Origin of the sequence: Bacillus sp. FMQ74 (genome assembly GCF_001875785.1) — a bacterium.
Lineage (GTDB): Bacteria > Bacillota > Bacilli > Bacillales > Bacillaceae > Bacillus > Bacillus stercoris.
Genome location: NZ_MOEO01000004.1, coordinates 317,655 through 333,477, shown reverse-complemented (window position 1 = coordinate 333,477; position 15,823 = coordinate 317,655). Strand labels below are relative to the sequence as shown.

General features: G+C 44.8%; 16 protein-coding genes and 3 riboswitches. Of the genes, 5 read left to right on the top strand and 11 right to left on the bottom strand.

The features are described 5' to 3' along the window. The 9 genes from BLL41_RS10660 to BLL41_RS10620 all read right to left on the bottom strand — a co-directional run bounded on the left by BLL41_RS10660 (window position 1) and on the right by BLL41_RS10620 (window position 7,810). Window positions 1-1,137 carry a 5-methyltetrahydropteroyltriglutamate--homocysteine S-methyltransferase gene (locus BLL41_RS10660; RefSeq protein WP_071577816.1) on the bottom strand — a complete coding sequence of 379 codons (1,137 nt, stop codon included), beginning with the start codon at window positions 1,135-1,137 and terminating at the stop codon, window positions 1-3. Between the two features lie 76 nt (window positions 1,138-1,213). Then, window positions 1,214-1,320: riboswitch (SAM riboswitch) on the bottom strand. 69 nt (window positions 1,321-1,389) lie between these two features. Then, window positions 1,390-2,523 (bottom strand): 5-methyltetrahydropteroyltriglutamate--homocysteine S-methyltransferase, encoded by a 1,134-nt coding sequence (locus BLL41_RS10655; protein WP_071577815.1) that lies wholly within the window; start codon window positions 2,521-2,523, stop codon window positions 1,390-1,392. 82 nt (window positions 2,524-2,605) lie between these two features. Then, window positions 2,606-2,712, bottom strand: a riboswitch (SAM riboswitch). A gap of 65 nt (window positions 2,713-2,777) precedes the next feature. Continuing rightward, a complete protein-coding gene (locus BLL41_RS10650; RefSeq protein WP_032725093.1) occupies window positions 2,778-3,266 on the bottom strand; it encodes an LURP-one-related/scramblase family protein in 489 nt (162 codons plus the stop codon). Between the two features lie 128 nt (window positions 3,267-3,394). After that, window positions 3,395-3,649, bottom strand: a complete 255-nt coding sequence (locus BLL41_RS10645; RefSeq protein WP_083427985.1) for a hypothetical protein — start codon at window positions 3,647-3,649, stop codon at window positions 3,395-3,397. A gap of 291 nt (window positions 3,650-3,940) precedes the next feature. After that, the gene (locus BLL41_RS23045; protein WP_003227241.1) at window positions 3,941-4,069 is read right to left on the bottom strand and encodes a hypothetical protein; all 129 of its coding nucleotides are present in this window, start codon (window positions 4,067-4,069) and stop codon (window positions 3,941-3,943) included. Window positions 4,070-4,173: 104 nt separating this feature from the next. Then, the gene (gene pepT / locus BLL41_RS10635) at window positions 4,174-5,406 is read right to left on the bottom strand and encodes a peptidase T (RefSeq protein ID WP_071577814.1); all 1,233 of its coding nucleotides are present in this window, start codon (window positions 5,404-5,406) and stop codon (window positions 4,174-4,176) included. Window positions 5,407-5,455: 49 nt separating this feature from the next. Beyond that, the gene (gene yxjL, locus BLL41_RS10630; RefSeq protein WP_071577813.1) at window positions 5,456-6,112 is read right to left on the bottom strand and encodes a two-component system response regulator YxJL; all 657 of its coding nucleotides are present in this window, start codon (window positions 6,110-6,112) and stop codon (window positions 5,456-5,458) included. Then, window positions 6,099-7,319 (bottom strand): sensor histidine kinase, encoded by a 1,221-nt coding sequence (locus BLL41_RS10625; protein WP_071577812.1) that lies wholly within the window; start codon window positions 7,317-7,319, stop codon window positions 6,099-6,101. Before BLL41_RS10625 ends, yxjL begins: the two co-directional genes overlap by 14 nt. Before the next feature lie 17 nt (window positions 7,320-7,336). Next, window positions 7,337-7,810 (bottom strand): CcdC protein domain-containing protein, encoded by a 474-nt coding sequence (locus BLL41_RS10620; RefSeq protein ID WP_071577811.1) that lies wholly within the window; start codon window positions 7,808-7,810, stop codon window positions 7,337-7,339. A 228-nt stretch (window positions 7,811-8,038) separates the two neighbouring features. Between BLL41_RS10620 and galE the strand changes: the two genes are divergently transcribed. Continuing rightward, window positions 8,039-9,058 (top strand): UDP-glucose 4-epimerase GalE, encoded by a 1,020-nt coding sequence (galE, locus tag BLL41_RS10615; protein WP_071577810.1) that lies wholly within the window; start codon window positions 8,039-8,041, stop codon window positions 9,056-9,058. Window positions 9,059-9,133: 75 nt separating this feature from the next. Here the strand turns inward: galE and BLL41_RS10610 are convergent, their stop codons facing one another. Next, entirely contained in the window at window positions 9,134-9,676 is a 543-nt protein-coding gene (locus BLL41_RS10610) for a DUF4352 domain-containing protein (protein WP_141770198.1), read from the bottom strand. Between the two features lie 388 nt (window positions 9,677-10,064). Continuing rightward, a riboswitch (guanidine-I (ykkC/yxkD leader) is annotated at window positions 10,065-10,167 on the top strand. A 76-nt stretch (window positions 10,168-10,243) separates the two neighbouring features. Here BLL41_RS10610 and BLL41_RS10605 point away from each other — a divergent pair. After that, window positions 10,244-11,080, top strand: coding sequence for a YitT family protein (locus BLL41_RS10605; RefSeq protein ID WP_003242615.1), 837 nt, complete (start codon window positions 10,244-10,246; stop codon window positions 11,078-11,080). Between the two features lie 41 nt (window positions 11,081-11,121). On the opposite strand, the gene BLL41_RS10600 is transcribed toward BLL41_RS10605, so the two are convergent. Continuing rightward, window positions 11,122-12,579 (bottom strand): aldehyde dehydrogenase family protein, encoded by a 1,458-nt coding sequence (locus BLL41_RS10600; protein ID WP_071577808.1) that lies wholly within the window; start codon window positions 12,577-12,579, stop codon window positions 11,122-11,124. Between the two features lie 183 nt (window positions 12,580-12,762). Here BLL41_RS10600 and BLL41_RS10595 point away from each other — a divergent pair, with 183 nt between their 5' ends. The 3 genes from BLL41_RS10595 to BLL41_RS10585 all read left to right on the top strand — a co-directional run bounded on the left by BLL41_RS10595 (window position 12,763) and on the right by BLL41_RS10585 (window position 15,818). Further along, entirely contained in the window at window positions 12,763-13,656 is an 894-nt protein-coding gene (locus BLL41_RS10595; protein ID WP_071577807.1) for a PucR family transcriptional regulator, read from the top strand. A gap of 119 nt (window positions 13,657-13,775) precedes the next feature. Next, window positions 13,776-14,873: a maltodextrin ABC transporter ATP-binding protein MsmX gene (gene msmX, locus BLL41_RS10590; RefSeq protein WP_003242648.1), complete on the top strand. Its 1,098-nt coding sequence runs from the start codon at window positions 13,776-13,778 to the stop codon at window positions 14,871-14,873. 105 nt (window positions 14,874-14,978) lie between these two features. Next, window positions 14,979-15,818, top strand: a complete 840-nt coding sequence (locus BLL41_RS10585) for a polysaccharide deacetylase family protein (RefSeq protein WP_071577806.1) — start codon at window positions 14,979-14,981, stop codon at window positions 15,816-15,818. Window positions 15,819-15,823 lie beyond the last annotated feature (5 nt).

Below are 15,823 nucleotides of genomic sequence, written 5' to 3'. Positions count from 1 at the left end.
TTATTTCCAAACATCATTCGCAATCTCAACCACATGGCGGAGCTTCGCCCATTGCTGTTCTTCAGTCAGCTTGTTGCCTTCCTCAGTTGAAGCGAATCCGCATTGAGGGCTGAGGCAAAGCTGGTCTAAGCTCACATAACGGGATGCTTCTTCGATACGGCGTTTTACATCGTCGGGATGTTCAGGCTCACCGAATTTAGATGTCACTAATCCAAGGACAAGCTGAAGATCAGAGCGCTTCACATAACGGAGCGGCTCAAATCCGCCTGAGCGTGAATCATCATACTCTAAGAAAAGGCCGTCAAGATTCAAGCCGTCAAAAATGGTTTCGGCTGCTGCGTCATAGCCGCCTTCCGCTGTCCAAGTGGACTGGAAGTTGCCGCGGCAAATATGCATGGTTACCGTCAAGTCATCCGGACGGTCTGCAATCGCGTCATTAATGGATTTCGCAAACAGCTGACGAAGCTCGTCAGGAGTTGTTCCGAACGCTTCGATTTGTTTTAAGCCTTTTTCTGATAAGAAAACGGCCCACGCTGTATCATCAAGCTGGAGGTAGCGGCAGCCTCTGTCATAAAACGCTTGAATCGCTTTTTTATATGCTTTGGATACATCATGCTGGAAAAGATGATAGTCGTTTTTATACGCATCCTTTTCCAGTTTTCCGCGGAAAAACAGCATATTCGGGCTTGGAATCGTCATTTTTGGCGTCGCATCACCGGCAATGCTATGGAGAAATGAATAATCTTCAAGCATTGGGTGAGTTGAAAAATCGATATCACCTGTGACTTTAATGCCGCGTGCTTTTGTTTGTACGTTATGGAATTGGATTCCGTGCTCAGGAGTAAATGGCTCAACGCCATCTAAGTTTTCAAGGAAATCAAAGTGCCACCACGCTCTGCGGAATTCACCATCTGTCACGACGTTCAGGCCGGTTTCCTTCTGTTTTTCCACAATGCGGATGATTTCATCGTTTTCAATTTGGCGAAGCTGCTCAGCGGTAATTTCGCCGGCCGCTTTTTGCAGCCGCGCTTTTTTAACGGGCTCAGATCTCAACAGGCTTCCGACTTGATCCGCGCGAAACGGCGGTTTTTTTCTTTGAAGTGATTTTTTTTCTGCGGGTGTTGTTTGTTGTGACATGTTGTCCATTCCTTCTTTCCATTCAAATATAAAAAGCTCTTCCTTTGGATAAGGAAGAGCTTGCGTGACAATCTCAACCTTATCTTCAAGAGCAATCATTGCTCTAAAGGATTTAGCACCATTCTGTTAAACAGCGGTTGCCGGGTATCGCAGGGCCAGTCCCTCCACCTCTCTTGATAAGGAAAACCTTTTTTATGAAATTTTCTGATAGTATCTATTATTCACACATTTTCTGTTTCTGTCAATGATAGATTATCTCCACACATCGTTGGCGATGTCGATAACATGGCGAAGCTTTGCCCATTGCTGTTCCTCTGTCAAAAGATTGCCTTCTTCTGTAGAGGCGAAACCGCACTGCGGGCTGAGGCACAGCTGGTCTAAGCTGACAAAACGCGCCGCTTCATTGATTCGGCGTTTCACAACCTCTGGATTTTCAAGCTCGCCGTATTTCGAGGTGATCAAGCCGAGCACGATTTGCAGATCCTTGCGTTTCACAAAACGGAGCGGATCAAAGTTTCCGGAGCGGTCATCATCGTATTCCAAGAAAAGTCCGTCAAGGTTTAAGCCGTCCAAAATCGTTTCCGCTACAGCGTCGTACCCTCCTGATGCCGCCCAGGTTGAGCGGAAGTTGCCGCGGCAAATGTGCATGGTGATTGTTAAATCATCAGGCCGGTCTGCCACTGCATCGTTAATCGTTTTGGCAAACAAGGCAGGCAATGTTTCTGGATCGCCGCCGAGTACCCGGACAACCTCTCTGCCTTTTTCCTCAAAGAAGAGAGACCATGACGTATCATCAAGCTGGAGATAACGGCAGCCAGCATGATAGAAGGCTTTGATTGCCTTTTTGTACGCTTGGGCCAAATCATGAAAATATTCCTCTTGATCGTCATAAATGCCTTTATCCGCCTTTTCGCCAAAAAACAGCATATTCGGGCTCGGAATCGTCAGCTTTGGCGTCGCGCCACCGGCAACTTCATGCAAAAATTGATAATCAGCAAGCGCTGGGTGGCTCGTAAAATCGAGTTTTCCTGTCACTTTGATGCTGCGCGCTTTCGTTTTCGTGTTATGGAACTGAATCCCCTCAGCTGGGATGAACGGTTCCACACCGTCAAGCCCTTCGAGGAAGTCATAATGCCACCAGGAACGCCGGAATTCCCCGTCTGTTACCACATCGAGACCGATTTCTTTTTGTTTTTCCACGATGCGGGTGATCTCTTGATTTTCGATATCACGAAGCTGTTCCGCTGTCATCTCACCTGCCGCTTTTTTTTGCCGGGCTTCCTTTACCGGAACGGAACGAAGCAAACTGCCGACATGATCGGCGCGGAAAGGTGCTTTGCGTTGTTTTTCTGTTTTTTGTCCTGCAACATTCGTTTGTTGAGCCATGTTATTCGCCTCTTTTCTGAAATATTGAGCATGTAAAAAGCTCTTCCTTTGTGTAAGGAAGAGCTTGAACGATCAAATCTCCGCCTCATCTGCAAGAACGCAATGTTCTTAAGGATTTAGCACCATTCTGTTTGAAACAGCGGTTGCCGGGTATCATAGGGCCAGTCCCTCCACCTCTCTTGATAAGGTACAACTTCATATTCAGATTTCAATTATCTTAATATTATTACTTTTGGATCAATTGTCAATGCTTTTTAGAAAATACTTTCATCTTCATCGTTATATAAAACCATATCAAGCACGATAGCGATGGCAGTGCAAATCAGAACATCTTCCTCGTTTGCAATCTGCAAGTGATAGGAATCACCCCAGCTGAGCCACTTTTTGCTCACTGACATCCGGACATTTTCCCCGTCCGTCAGCTGGAATTCATCCCTCCATAAATCACCATCGATTTCCCAGTTAAGCCCGGAAATCACAAATTTCGGTTTGAAAAACGTTACTTTCTTCGTTACCTCACAAACTGTTTTCCCGCCAATTGAAATCTCATAGCGCGGCAATAAAGACATTAGTTTTTGTTCTATGGAAACGAGTGTTTTCCCGGATGAATCTGTCATTTGTAATGAGTCTCCTAACGAGAAAAAACGTCCCTCCACCTTGAATGTTTCTTGTTCATCCCGGTCATAAATGTGAAATGCATCTTTAAATGAGAACATTTTTTGTTTCATAAATAACTCGATCATTGCTGAAGTCTCCTTTGGATTTGCCTTGTATGAAATTACGGATAGGTGGCGAAAAGGTTTCAGGCTCTAAATCAAATCAATTTTAAAAGGCTGCGTGATTCAGCAGCCTTTTCGTTTGAAATATAGAATTAGGAAAGATGCATCCGGCGTTTTTGGCGGATAGCGTCAAGGTCGATTAGGTTGTTGTGATGAGATGCGGCTGCTGGCAGAGGGCTTGTCTTTTGCGGTTTGCGGCGATTGTCCTTGCTGAAAGAAAAAAGAAGATAGCCGCATAATGCGATGATAATAAATAGGATCATATTACATACCTCCCAAAAAAAGTTTTGGTACTCTCTATTGTACGGATAAAACGTCAAAAAGTATTCAAAAAATTCTAAATCGATTAAAAATAAATAACTGCCCTCAAAAACAGTCTAACCTGAAGACCTGAAAATAGTCTTGCATTATGGTGATTGTTCTTGTTGATGATTGGTTCTATAGTTACTATCGACGATGAAATGAATTCCTTTATATAACTTTTAACCTAAATTAAAGTAATTCAAATTACCTGTTTTTGGATGCCATTATCTTTCTTGATTAGTTTATACCCTATTTTGCGGAATTGAACACAAAAAACCCAAATTACGGAGCATTTGGGCGGTACGGGTGAGTTGTATTTCGGGGATTAGAATGTTTTATTTGAAGAAGCGTTTGAACATTTTTCTGATTTTTTGAAATGGGCTGGATTTCTTTTGCATGTTAAGCGGCCTGGAAATGATCCATTTTTTCAAGAGACTCTTTGCCGCAATTGCATGTTTTGTCATTGTATTTCCTCCTCATTTGTTGATACTTGTTTTACGGAGGACGTGTTTAAAATGTTTCATTTTCACATAAAAAAACCAGCCCTTTTTTGGACTGGCTTTTGGCATTACGCTTGCTCTTCAAACAGCTTTGCAATCTCAACGATGACATTTACGGCTTTGACCATGTTATTGGCTGAGATGTATTCAAATTTGCCGTGGAAGTTTTCCCCGCCGGTAAAGATGTTTGGCGTCGGAAGTCCCATGTAGGACAGCTGTGATCCGTCGGTGCCGCCGCGGATGGGGGAAATCTTCGGTTCGATGCCGAGGTTTTCCATCGCTTGCTTGGCAATATTTACGATTTCGATGACAGGTTCAATTTTTTCTCTCATGTTGTAGTACTGGTCGTTCATATCCAGCAGAATCCGGTCTTGCCCGTATTCGTTCTGAAGTTCTTCAACGACACGCTTCATTGTTTCTTTTCTGCTTTGGAAGTTCTCTTTGTCAAAGTCTCTGATAATGTAGTGAAGCTTTGTTTCCTCTACGTCTCCTTGAATCGACAGCAGATGGTAGAAGCCTTCATAGCCTTCTGTATATTCAGGCGCTTCGTCTGCCGGCAGCAGGCTGTTCAGCTTCATCGCGATCTTCGCAGAGTTGATCATTTTCCCTTTTGCCGTTCCGGGATGTACGTTGTTGCCTTTAATCGTAATTTTCGCGGCAGCGGCATTGAAGCTTTCGTATTCAAGCTCGCCGAGCGGGCCGCCGTCAACCGTGTAGGCAAAGGATGCATTGAACCGTTTCACATCAAATTTGTGCGGTCCTCTTCCGATTTCTTCATCAGGCGTAAAGGCGACTCTGATTGTGCCGTGCTTGATTTCAGGATGTTTGATGAGGTAATCCATGGCCGTCATGATTTCAGCGATACCTGCCTTATTGTCTGCGCCGAGAAGGGTGGTGCCGTCTGTGGTGATGAGTGTGTGGCCCTTATAGCCGGACAGCTCAGGGAATTGATCAGGTGACAGGGTGACCTGCAGCTGTTCGTTAAGAACGATGTCTTTTCCATCATAGCTTTCGATGATTTGCGGATTCACATTTTTGCCGGTAAAGTCTGTAGCGGTGTCGACGTGAGCGAGAAAGCCGATTGTCGGCACGTCTTTTTCGGTATTGGAGGGAAGAGTTGCCATGACATAGCCGTTTTCATCAATGGCTGCATCCTGCATGCCGATGGACTTCAATTCATCAACGAGCATGTTTCCTAATGTCAATTGGCCGGGTGTGGAAGGACAGGTGTCAACGGATTCATCGGACTGTGTGTCGACTTTTACATATGTAGTAAACCGTTCAATGATTTCTTCTTTCATTTCCAATCATCTCCTTTGTCTTATTTTATCATGGCGGGTTAAGAGATTTCTATTGCACAATACCGTTTCGAATGGCAAAAACGACTGCCTGTGTCCGGTCTTGGGCATTGCATTTTTGCAGGATGCGGTGCACGTGGGTTTTCACAGTGCTTTCACTGACGAAAAGTTTTTCAGCAATATCCTCATTTCTCAGCCCGTAGGCCATTTGCTGAAGAACTTCAAGCTCTCTTTTGGTGAACGGCTCTGCCAGTTCTTCTGCATGAGGCTGTTGCTTAGCTCGAAATGTCTCGCTGATAATTTTAGCGGCTGTGACTGTACGGAAAATCGCCTCGCCTCTGGCCGCAGCGCGAATCGCATCTATCAACTCTTCAGGAAGTGTATCCTTCAGCAGATAGCCGACTGCGCCCGCACGGATGCCTTCAAATACGTATTCTTCCGTGTCAAAGGTGGTTAAAATGACTATCTTTGTATCTGGAAGTGCGGACATAATGTCTTTCGCCGCTTCGATGCCTGAGCAATGCGGCATCTGGACATCCATGAGGATGACGTCAGGTTTTGTTTGTTTTGCGAGTGCTATAATATCGTGACCGTCGCCGGCCTCGCCAGAAACTGTCATATCCGTCTGGGCGTTGATGACGTACCGGAAGCCTTCACGCACAAGCGGCTGATCATCGGCAAGCGCGACGCGTATTTTATCTTTGTTCATCTTTTTGCTCCTTATTCGTTGTCGTGAGCGGCAATGACAGCTCAATTTGCAGGCCGCTCGGCTGCACGGCGCTAAAAGTAAGAGAACCGCCTGCTTTTTCAACGCGTTCTTTCATTCCTGTCAGGCCAAATCCATAAGTAAGGCTGCCGGTGAATTGTCCGTCGTCGGTGATTGTGACATAGAGATGGGCCTCGTCATTAGAAATGACCGTCGCCGCATGAGAAGCCTCGGCGTGACGAATGATATTGGTCAGCGCTTCCTGAAAGATGCGGTAGATCGTTTCGCTTATGTTTTGAGGCCAAGACTCTTCTGACAGTCCGGCAGTATCTAAAGAAACGTGCAAGCCGCTCCGTTCCTCCACTTGATGAATCAGCCCCCGCAATGCAGTAAGCCCCACCATCGATTCACTACGGCCCATTTGATGAACGACAGACCTAACTTCTTGAAGACATTCTCTGGCGACACTCAGTACATTTTGAATGACTTTTTCTGAATCCTCCTTGCTGCTTTTGAGGATATAGGGAAGAGATTGAAGCTGAACAATCACAGAAGTCAGCTCGTGACCGATGCTGTCATGAATGTCGCGGGCAATTCTTGTACGCTCCTCAAGGACCGCGTACCTTAATGAAAGAACAGAAGCCTCCTGCAGCTCTGCATGCGCTTTCTGGAGTTCTTGATGAGCATGCTCCAGCTGCACATGCATTTTCGCCAATTCAGCATGATTTCGTTCAGCCTCCTTTCTCGCTTCTCGTCTGAAACGCAAGGAGGAGAAGAGGACGTACAACCCTATCATGATCGAGATGTTGCTGACGATATCGTCCCAGCTGCTGTTAAAAACAGAATACAAAAAGAAAACATTGCCCCCAATTAGGCACACTGTAAAGATCAAAGACAGCCGTGCAGGAAGCTTAATGACTGCATAAACCATTAAAAATACGAGTAAGAAAAAGGCGGCTCCCTGCACTTGGCCTGAAACAGCCCAAAGAAAAGCGGTCAGGAGCCAAAGCCCGACGAATATGCTCAAACTAACAGCAGCGGATGCCACATAGGGGATGACCCAAATGAATGCTAGGTACACCGCAAATACAAATGCCAACAACATAGGATCAGCTTTGGCTGGGTGAGATAAAAATTGTGTGCAATTCAAAATGAGAATAAGGCTCGGCACAAGCTTCTTGTAGTGCCGAGCTGGAGATTGTCCGTTCATGCTGGTCCTTCTTTCGGTTATTGAATGGATACTTTGCCAGCGGTCAGCCGTCTGTATGCTTTATAAAGCATGACGTTACGAGCTGTGATGGTGCCGAGGGGAATGAAGAACATAGAATGAATAATGGCAATAAACATCTCGTTGCTCTCAGGCAGCCATGTTCTCGCGGCCATGCGCAAAGAAAGTATCACTAGAATGAGAATAACACTTCCAAGGGAGCCGCGTGAAGTGACCTTTCCGGTTTCTGGGTGAATCCGCACATTTACCATCTTCCCAATGCCAAACCCGCAGGCCAGCCCGATCAGTAATAAAATGCCGCTGATCGCCACATGTAATACGGAATGAAAATACGCCGGCTGAAACGATGCGGATACGCCCCATAAGAGCAACAGCGGAATGATCAGCAACTTCCCGGGCTTTACCGTTCTTTCTCGATACATCGATAAAATAATAAGAATCAATACAATAAAAATATAAGGGCCCATCGCCATGTCATCAAATCCTTTCTGCATTAAGCATAGCGAAAATAGGAAAGAAAAACGTCAACCGGCAGATTGATTTTTCAGCTGCTAGACTTGTTCGCGCTGCATAAAGGTATGAAAATGCTGATAATATATGAAGAAACTATTAATAAACGATTAAACTTCTTAAAAATGGATGTGGACCGGTTCTAAACACTATATAATGAAAACAGGTCATTTTTTAGGAGGGTTTACATCATGGCAATACTTGTTACTGGCGGTGCCGGGTACATTGGCAGCCACACATGTGTTGAACTATTGAACAGCGGCTACGAGATTGTTGTTCTTGATAATCTGTCCAACAGTTCGGCTGAAGCGCTGAACCGTGTAAAGGAGATTACAGGAAAAGATTTAACGTTCTACGAAGCGGATTTATTGGACCGGGAAGCGGTAGATTCCGTTTTTGCTGAAAATGAAATCGAAGCTGTGATTCATTTTGCGGGATTAAAAGCAGTCGGTGAATCTGTTGCGATTCCGCTCAAATATTATCATAACAATCTGACAGGAACGTTTATTTTATGCGAGGCCATGGAGAAATACGGCATCAAGAAAATCGTATTCAGTTCATCTGCGACAGTGTACGGCGTTCCGGAAACATCACCGATTACGGAAGACTTTCCATTAGGCGCGACAAACCCTTATGGACAGACGAAGCTTATGCTGGAACAAATATTGCGTGATTTGCATACAGCCGACAAAGAGTGGAGCGTTGCGCTGCTTCGTTACTTTAATCCGTTCGGCGCTCATCCAAGCGGACGGATCGGTGAAGACCCGAACGGAATTCCGAATAACCTCATGCCGTATGTGGCACAGGTAGCTGTGGGCAAGCTTGAGCAATTAAGCGTGTTCGGCAATGACTATCCGACAAAAGACGGGACAGGCGTACGCGATTATATTCACGTCGTTGATCTCGCAGAAGGCCACGTCAAAGCGTTGGAAAAAGTATTGAACTCCACTGGGGCCGATGCATACAACCTTGGAACAGGCACAGGCTACAGTGTGCTTGAAATGGTCAAAGCCTTTGAAAAAGTGTCAGGGAAAGAGGTTCCGTACCGTTTTGCGGATCGTCGCCCGGGAGACATCGCCACCTGCTTCGCAGATCCTGCGAAAGCCAAGCGGGAACTGGGCTGGGAAGCGAAACGCGGCCTTGAGGAAATGTGTGCTGATTCCTGGAGATGGCAGTCTTCTAATGTGAATGGGTATAAGAGTGTAGAATAAAAATGAAGGCCTTCTCCATAGAGAAGGCCTTTTTTAAAGAACAAGGGTGCCTGTTAAGGGCACCCTTGTTAGCTGTTATTTGATTTTCACAATAACATCATTACTAAATTTGAGTTTCCAAGTTCCTTTAGCGTAAGCATCCTTGTCCACCTCAAATGCTTTCACACCTGTTACTTTAATATTAGGATTTAGATCACTCAAAATTTTAGAGTTATCAACTTTTGTCTCAGTTGCATAGTTTACAGAAGCATCAATATCAGAATCATAAGAAGTGCCATCAGCATCAACTAATTTAACAGTTGGAATTGAAAAAGAACTTATTGGCTTTTTAGATACGTTTTTAATTGTATATTGAACAGCTACAATAGTACCTCCATCAGATGCTTTCTTTTCAACATATTGAGTACCGACAGTATCTCTGTCCTCTACCTTCGTAACTGTCACTTCAGTTTTTTCAGTTTTTACAGTATCACCGATATTGTATGTTTTTTCAGTTTCTGCTTTGCTGCTGCTTGATGTTTTGGAAGTGGCTTCTGAACCGCCTCCGCCGCCAATCATATTACCAATAATGATGATGACTACAACTGCGAGAATAAACGTAATGATTTTATGTCGCATAAAAAAGTTACGTTGATCCTTACCACAGTTAGGACATTTTTTTACACCCTTTGCAATTTCTTGACCGCAAGCTTTACAGGGTACTAGTTTTCCTGCCATTCTATTTCCTCCTATGTAATTAAATGTACAAAACATATGTACTATAATGCCCATATTATTTCACTTAGTCAATATAAAATTATGAATTTCTTATAATTATTATCATTTATAGTTAAATTTCCTTGTAAAATATATGCTTTTTTTCTTATCGGTTATATCTTCTCTTTTTTAATAGATAAATCGTTTTTTCTATCAGCTTTTCTGGTGAAATCTCCGCAAATACCCCTTGAACCAATTCGAACCGTCCCTTATAATGCTAATATTGGAAAGTGAAAAGGATATGATAAAAACAGTGGTTTTCTAGGGTTCCGCAATGCAAATTGGACTGTGACCGAGAGAAAACACATAGCAGCTTGGCTGTTATGACACGGTGGGATAAAAGCCCAGGAGTTTCTGCTCTTTTTGCGAGAGCGTTCTCCTGGGTTTTTTTATTTGCTAGAACAGAATTATGAGAAGGAGTGTTTTGTGATGAAAAAGAGAATGCTGGATGTACTTATGCTTGTGATTGGCGCTTTTTTCTTCGCGCTTGCGGTTAATTTATTTGCGATTCCCAATGATCTTGGGGAAGGCGGAGTCACTGGTATTACGCTGATATTGTATTATCTGTTTCAATGGTCTCCTGGTGTCACGAACTTTATCTTAAATGCGTTTTTGCTTTTAATTGGCTATAAGTTTCTGGATGGAAAAACAACCGTTTATACGATCATTGCGGTCGCGGCAAATTCGCTTTTTCTTCATCTGACACATGGGTGGAGCATTCCGTCTGATGAATTGATTATTAATACGATTTTCGCAGGAGTATTTGCGGGAGTCGGGATCGGCATGATTATCCGGGTCGGCGGGACGACAGCCGGTTCCGCGATTCTGGCCAGAATTGCCAATAAATATTTAGATTGGAATATCAGCTATGCGCTCTTGTTTTTTGATTTAATTGTAGTATTTAGCTCTTATTTTATTATTGGTGCGGAAAAAATGATGTTTACGATCGTGATGCTGTATATCGGTACGAAAGTGATGGACTTCATTATTGAAGGTTTGAATACGAAAAAAGCCATTACGGTCATTTCAGAAAATAAGAGTGAGATTGCAGAGCAGGTAAATACCTTGATGGATCGGGGCGTGACGATTTTATCAGGGAAGGGAAATTATACGGGCCAGTCAAAAGAGATTTTGTATATCGTCATTAACAAACAGGAGCTTTCCATGCTGAAAAAAATCATTCGGAGCTGCGACAAAAAAGCGTTTGTGATTGTTCATGATGTACGCGACGTGTTTGGCGAAGGGTTTGTGGACATATCAAAATAAAGAAAAATCCCTCTGTACTTGCAGCAGAGGGATTCTTTCGTTTAGAACGGATATTTGCGATATTGCTTCTGTATAGAAATCCATTTCGTCACGGTAAATTCCTCGACGACCCACGGATTGCCGAAGCGGCCGACCCCGCTTGCTTTGTTTCCGCCAAAGGCAATATTCGGCGAATCATTGACGGACTGGTCGTTGACATGGGTCATGCCGCTGTCAATTTGCAGGGCGAGCTTTTCGCCTTTTTCTAAATCAGAAGTGAAAACCGCAGAGCTGAGGCCGTATTCAGTATCATTTGCCATGTCAATCGCTTCCTGGTCGCTGCCAGCTTTAATAATGGTTGCGATTGGGGCAAACAGCTCCGTTTGGGCAATTTTGCTGTTGTTGTCCGCACCGACAAAGACGTACGGCGTCAGCACGTTTCCGACGCGTTTTCCTTCAACCGCAAGCTCAATGCCGTCTGCCTTTGCCTGCTCAATGATCTCCAGCGCTTTCTCGATTTGGCGCTCGTTGATCAGCGGGCCGACAACGGTTTTCGGATCGGTTTGATCGCCGTACGGAAGCTGTTTGACACGAGCGGTGAACTTTTCTACAAACTCATCGTACACATCTTGATGAACGATGATCCTGTTGATAATCATACAGATTTGTCCCTGGTGAATAAACTTACCGAAAACCGCGGCATCCACAGCACGATCGACATCCGCATCTGAAAGGACGGCAAATGGATTGTTGCCGCCGAGCTCAAGTGCCATCCGTTTGAAGGCACGCCCGGCGATTTCACCGATGTGGCGCCCGACTGCTGTTGATCCTGTAAAGCTGATTAATCTTGGGATTGGATTGGTGAGCATGCCGTCCCCGATTTCCTTTACATCCGTCAGCATGACGTTAAGGACACCGGCAGGAAGACCAGCGTGTTCAAACGCTTTCGCAATGATGGTTCCGCCGGAAAGAGCGGTTTGGATATCAGGCTTGTGAACAATGCTGTTTCCCAGCGCAATCGCGGGCGCAATGGTCCTCATAGATAAATTCATCGGAAAATTAAATGGAGAAATCGATGAAATGACACCGAGCGGAAGGCGGTAAATCTTATTGATTTTCCCTTCAATGTCGGATGGAACCTCTTTGACGCCGCCTAATTCACCAGTATACGTCATGGCTTCATCTAAAATGGCAATCGTTTGTTCCAGCTCGATCGTTGATTTAATAATCGTTCCGCCAGTTTCGCGGGCGATCATCATGATGATGTCATCACGGTTTTCCTGTAAATAGCCGCGCGCTTTTTGCAGCACGGCTTTTCGGTCTTCCATCGTGCTCTTGGCCCACTCTTTTTGGGCTTTCTGTGCAATGTCAAACGCATCCTCCAGCTGTTTGCCCGTTGCCAAAGCTGCTGTTGTGATCACAGACTGGTCATACGGATTCAAAATGTCCTCCGTACGTCCGCTTTCTCCCTCAGTCCATTTTCCGTTGATAAAACTTTTGTTTAACGTTTCGAAACTCATAAGATGACCCTCCTTTGGTCCTGCATGTCCTCTTCTATTTCCGCTGACGCCAATATGTAAACGAATGAGGTTTCCCTTTCAGTTTTTCGTCTATCTATATCGGATATACTCTTTTTTAGTGGAGAACATGTGTGTTTCGCCTTATACTGAATATACAGATCCTTACATAAGAGAGGAGACTCTATGAAATCGCTGCTGGCTATTTATCCCGGTTCGATTGTGTCTGAGGAGCTTTGCATGAGGGAAGGCTGTCTATGTTTTTTTGATGAGAGCAGTCAGAGATATATCTCTATTCCGAAAAAAGAGATCAGCGAAAAAGAGGTTTTGGTGCTGCAGTCATTTTTGACGGCTGCGGATGAGGGCAATCAAATGTCTATGAAATCACCGGAGGAAAACAAGTGGTTTTCGTTCCTTTTTTCCAGAGGAGAATTGCCGGCGAACATAAAGAAACGGACAAGGTTTGTTCACTTTCATTTATTCGGCAAAATAGAAAGGACATCCTTTATGGAAGCGGTTCGTCATTTTTGGCCGGTGTCTTTTGTGATTGTGTGGATTCATGAGGACAGAGGCGTGATTGTTGAGCAGGAAAGTGAAGCGGCCGCGGAGAAGGACGAACTAGAATCGCTCGCTAAGGTTCTTGAAAGTGATTTCTACTTCAGTGTCCGTTTTTACGCCGGAAGATTTTACGAGCCGGATGAGAGTCTGCGAAAACATTACGCTCGTGAACAGGCGTATTTTCTGTTTGCAGAAAAACGGCTGCCTCAGGTGCAGAGTGTGACCTTTGAGATGATTTTTCCTTTTCTATTATTAGAAACAGAAAAAGAAAAATTGGCAACGCTGCTCTCTGAAGAAGCTGAGCTTTTATTTGGAAGTGAATCTGAGCTAAGGAAGACCATTAAGCTGTTTATTGAAAACAACTCAAACGTCACATTAACAGCGAAAAAGCTGCATCTGCATCGCAACAGCCTGCAATATCGGATTGATAAATTTATTGAGCGGTCAGGGATAGATATCAAATCGTACAAAGGCGCGCTTCTTGCCTATTTTATCTGCCTGCAAAGTGAAAGTTCAGAATAAATTGGAAATATGCACGAAAAAGGCTGGGTGATTTTATGAACACTGCCCATTTTAGCGAGAGGAAAATGCTGTTACACTCAATATAAGAAAGCGTTTACAATAACAAAGGGGGATGTTAGATGGCTGAATTGCGGATGGAGCACATTTATAAATTTTATGATCAGAAGGAACCGGCGGTTGATGACTTTAACCTTCATATTGCCGATAAGGAATTTATCGTATTCGTCGGCCCGTCCGGATGCGGGAAATCAACGACACTGCGAATGGTCGCAGGACTTGAAGAAATTTCGAAAGGCGATTTTTATATTGAAGGAAAACGGGTCAATGATGTAGCGCCAAAGGACAGGGACATCGCGATGGTGTTTCAAAACTATGCGCTCTATCCGCATATGACGGTCTACGATAATATCGCGTTCGGGCTGAAGCTTCGGAAAATGCCGAAGCCAGAAATTAAAAAAAGAGTAGAGGAAGCTGCTAAAATTCTCGGGCTTGAGGAATACTTGCACCGCAAACCGAAAGCGCTGTCAGGAGGACAGAGACAGCGGGTCGCGCTTGGGCGGGCAATCGTGCGGGATGCAAAGGTGTTCCTGATGGATGAGCCTTTGTCAAACCTGGACGCGAAGCTGAGGGTGCAAATGCGGGCGGAAATCATTAAGCTCCACCAGAGACTGCAAACCACAACGATTTATGTGACGCATGACCAGACAGAAGCGCTGACGATGGCGACACGGATCGTAGTCATGAAAGATGGGAAAATCCAGCAGATCGGGACGCCGAAGGATGTATACGAGTTTCCTGAAAACGTCTTTGTCGGCGGGTTTATCGGATCACCGGCGATGAACTTTTTCAAAGGAAAGCTCACGGATGGCTTAATCAAAATCGGTTCTGCGGCATTAACCGTCCCGGAAGGAAAAATGAAGGTGCTGCGTGAAAAAGGCTACATCGGCAAAGAGGTCATCTTCGGCATCCGTCCTGAGGATATTCATGATGAATTGATTGTTGTGGAATCGTATAAGAACTCCTCGATTAAAGCGAAAATCAATGTCGCAGAGCTGCTCGGTTCTGAAATCATGATTTATTCGCAGATTGACAACCAAGACTTTATTGCGCGGATCGACGCCCGCCTCGATATTCAATCAGGCGATGAGCTGACGGTTGCATTTGATATGAATAAAGGCCATTTCTTTGACAGTGAGACAGAAGTGAGAATTCGATAGATCAGCGAAACCGGACATGGAGACATGTCCGGTTTTTTGCTATTGAAAATCTCAGAAACAGACCGATGAAAAAGGAGGAAGAAATAGACAGAAAGCAGGAGAATGATGAAACGATTGATTTTATGTATTTTTCTTTTGGGAAGCTGCTTGGCTCTTGCGGCTTGCGCTGATCAAGAGGCGAATGCAGAGCAGCCGATGCCAAAAGCGGAACAAAAGAAACCGGAAGAAAAGGCAGTACAAGTTCAGAAAAAAGAAGACGATACAGCCGGATGGATCGAAACAGAGACACCGGCAAAGCTGCCGATTTTGATGTACCACAGCATTTCCTCGGGAAACAGCCTCCGTGTGCCAAAGAAAGAATTTGAGGCGCATATGAAGTGGCTTCATGATAACGGCTATCAGACATTAACGCCGAAAGAGGCATATCTCATGCTGATGCAGGATAAAAAACCGAGTGAGAAATGCGTGCTGATCACATTTGATGACGGGTACACCGACAATTATCAAGATGCGTATCCGGTGCTGAAAAAGTACGGGATGAAGGCGACGATTTTTATGATCGGCAAATCGATCGGACATAAGCACCATCTGACAGAGGACCAAATGAAAGAAATGATACAGCACGGCATATCGATTGAAAGCCATACAATTGACCACCTTGAACTGAACGGGTTAACGCCTCAACGGCAGCAAAGCGAGATGGCAGATTCGAAGAAACTGTTTGACCACATGTTTCATCAGCAAACCACCATCATCAGCTATCCGGTAGGGCGCTACAATGAGGAGACGCTGAAGGCCGCTGAAAAAACGGGCTATCAAATGGGTGTGACGACAGAACCGGGCGCGGCATCGAGAGACCAGGGAATGTATGCCCTTCACCGCGTGCGCGTGTCCCCAGGCATGTCAGGCTCGGCTTTTGGGGCGTACATCGAGTCGATGAAATAAAAAAA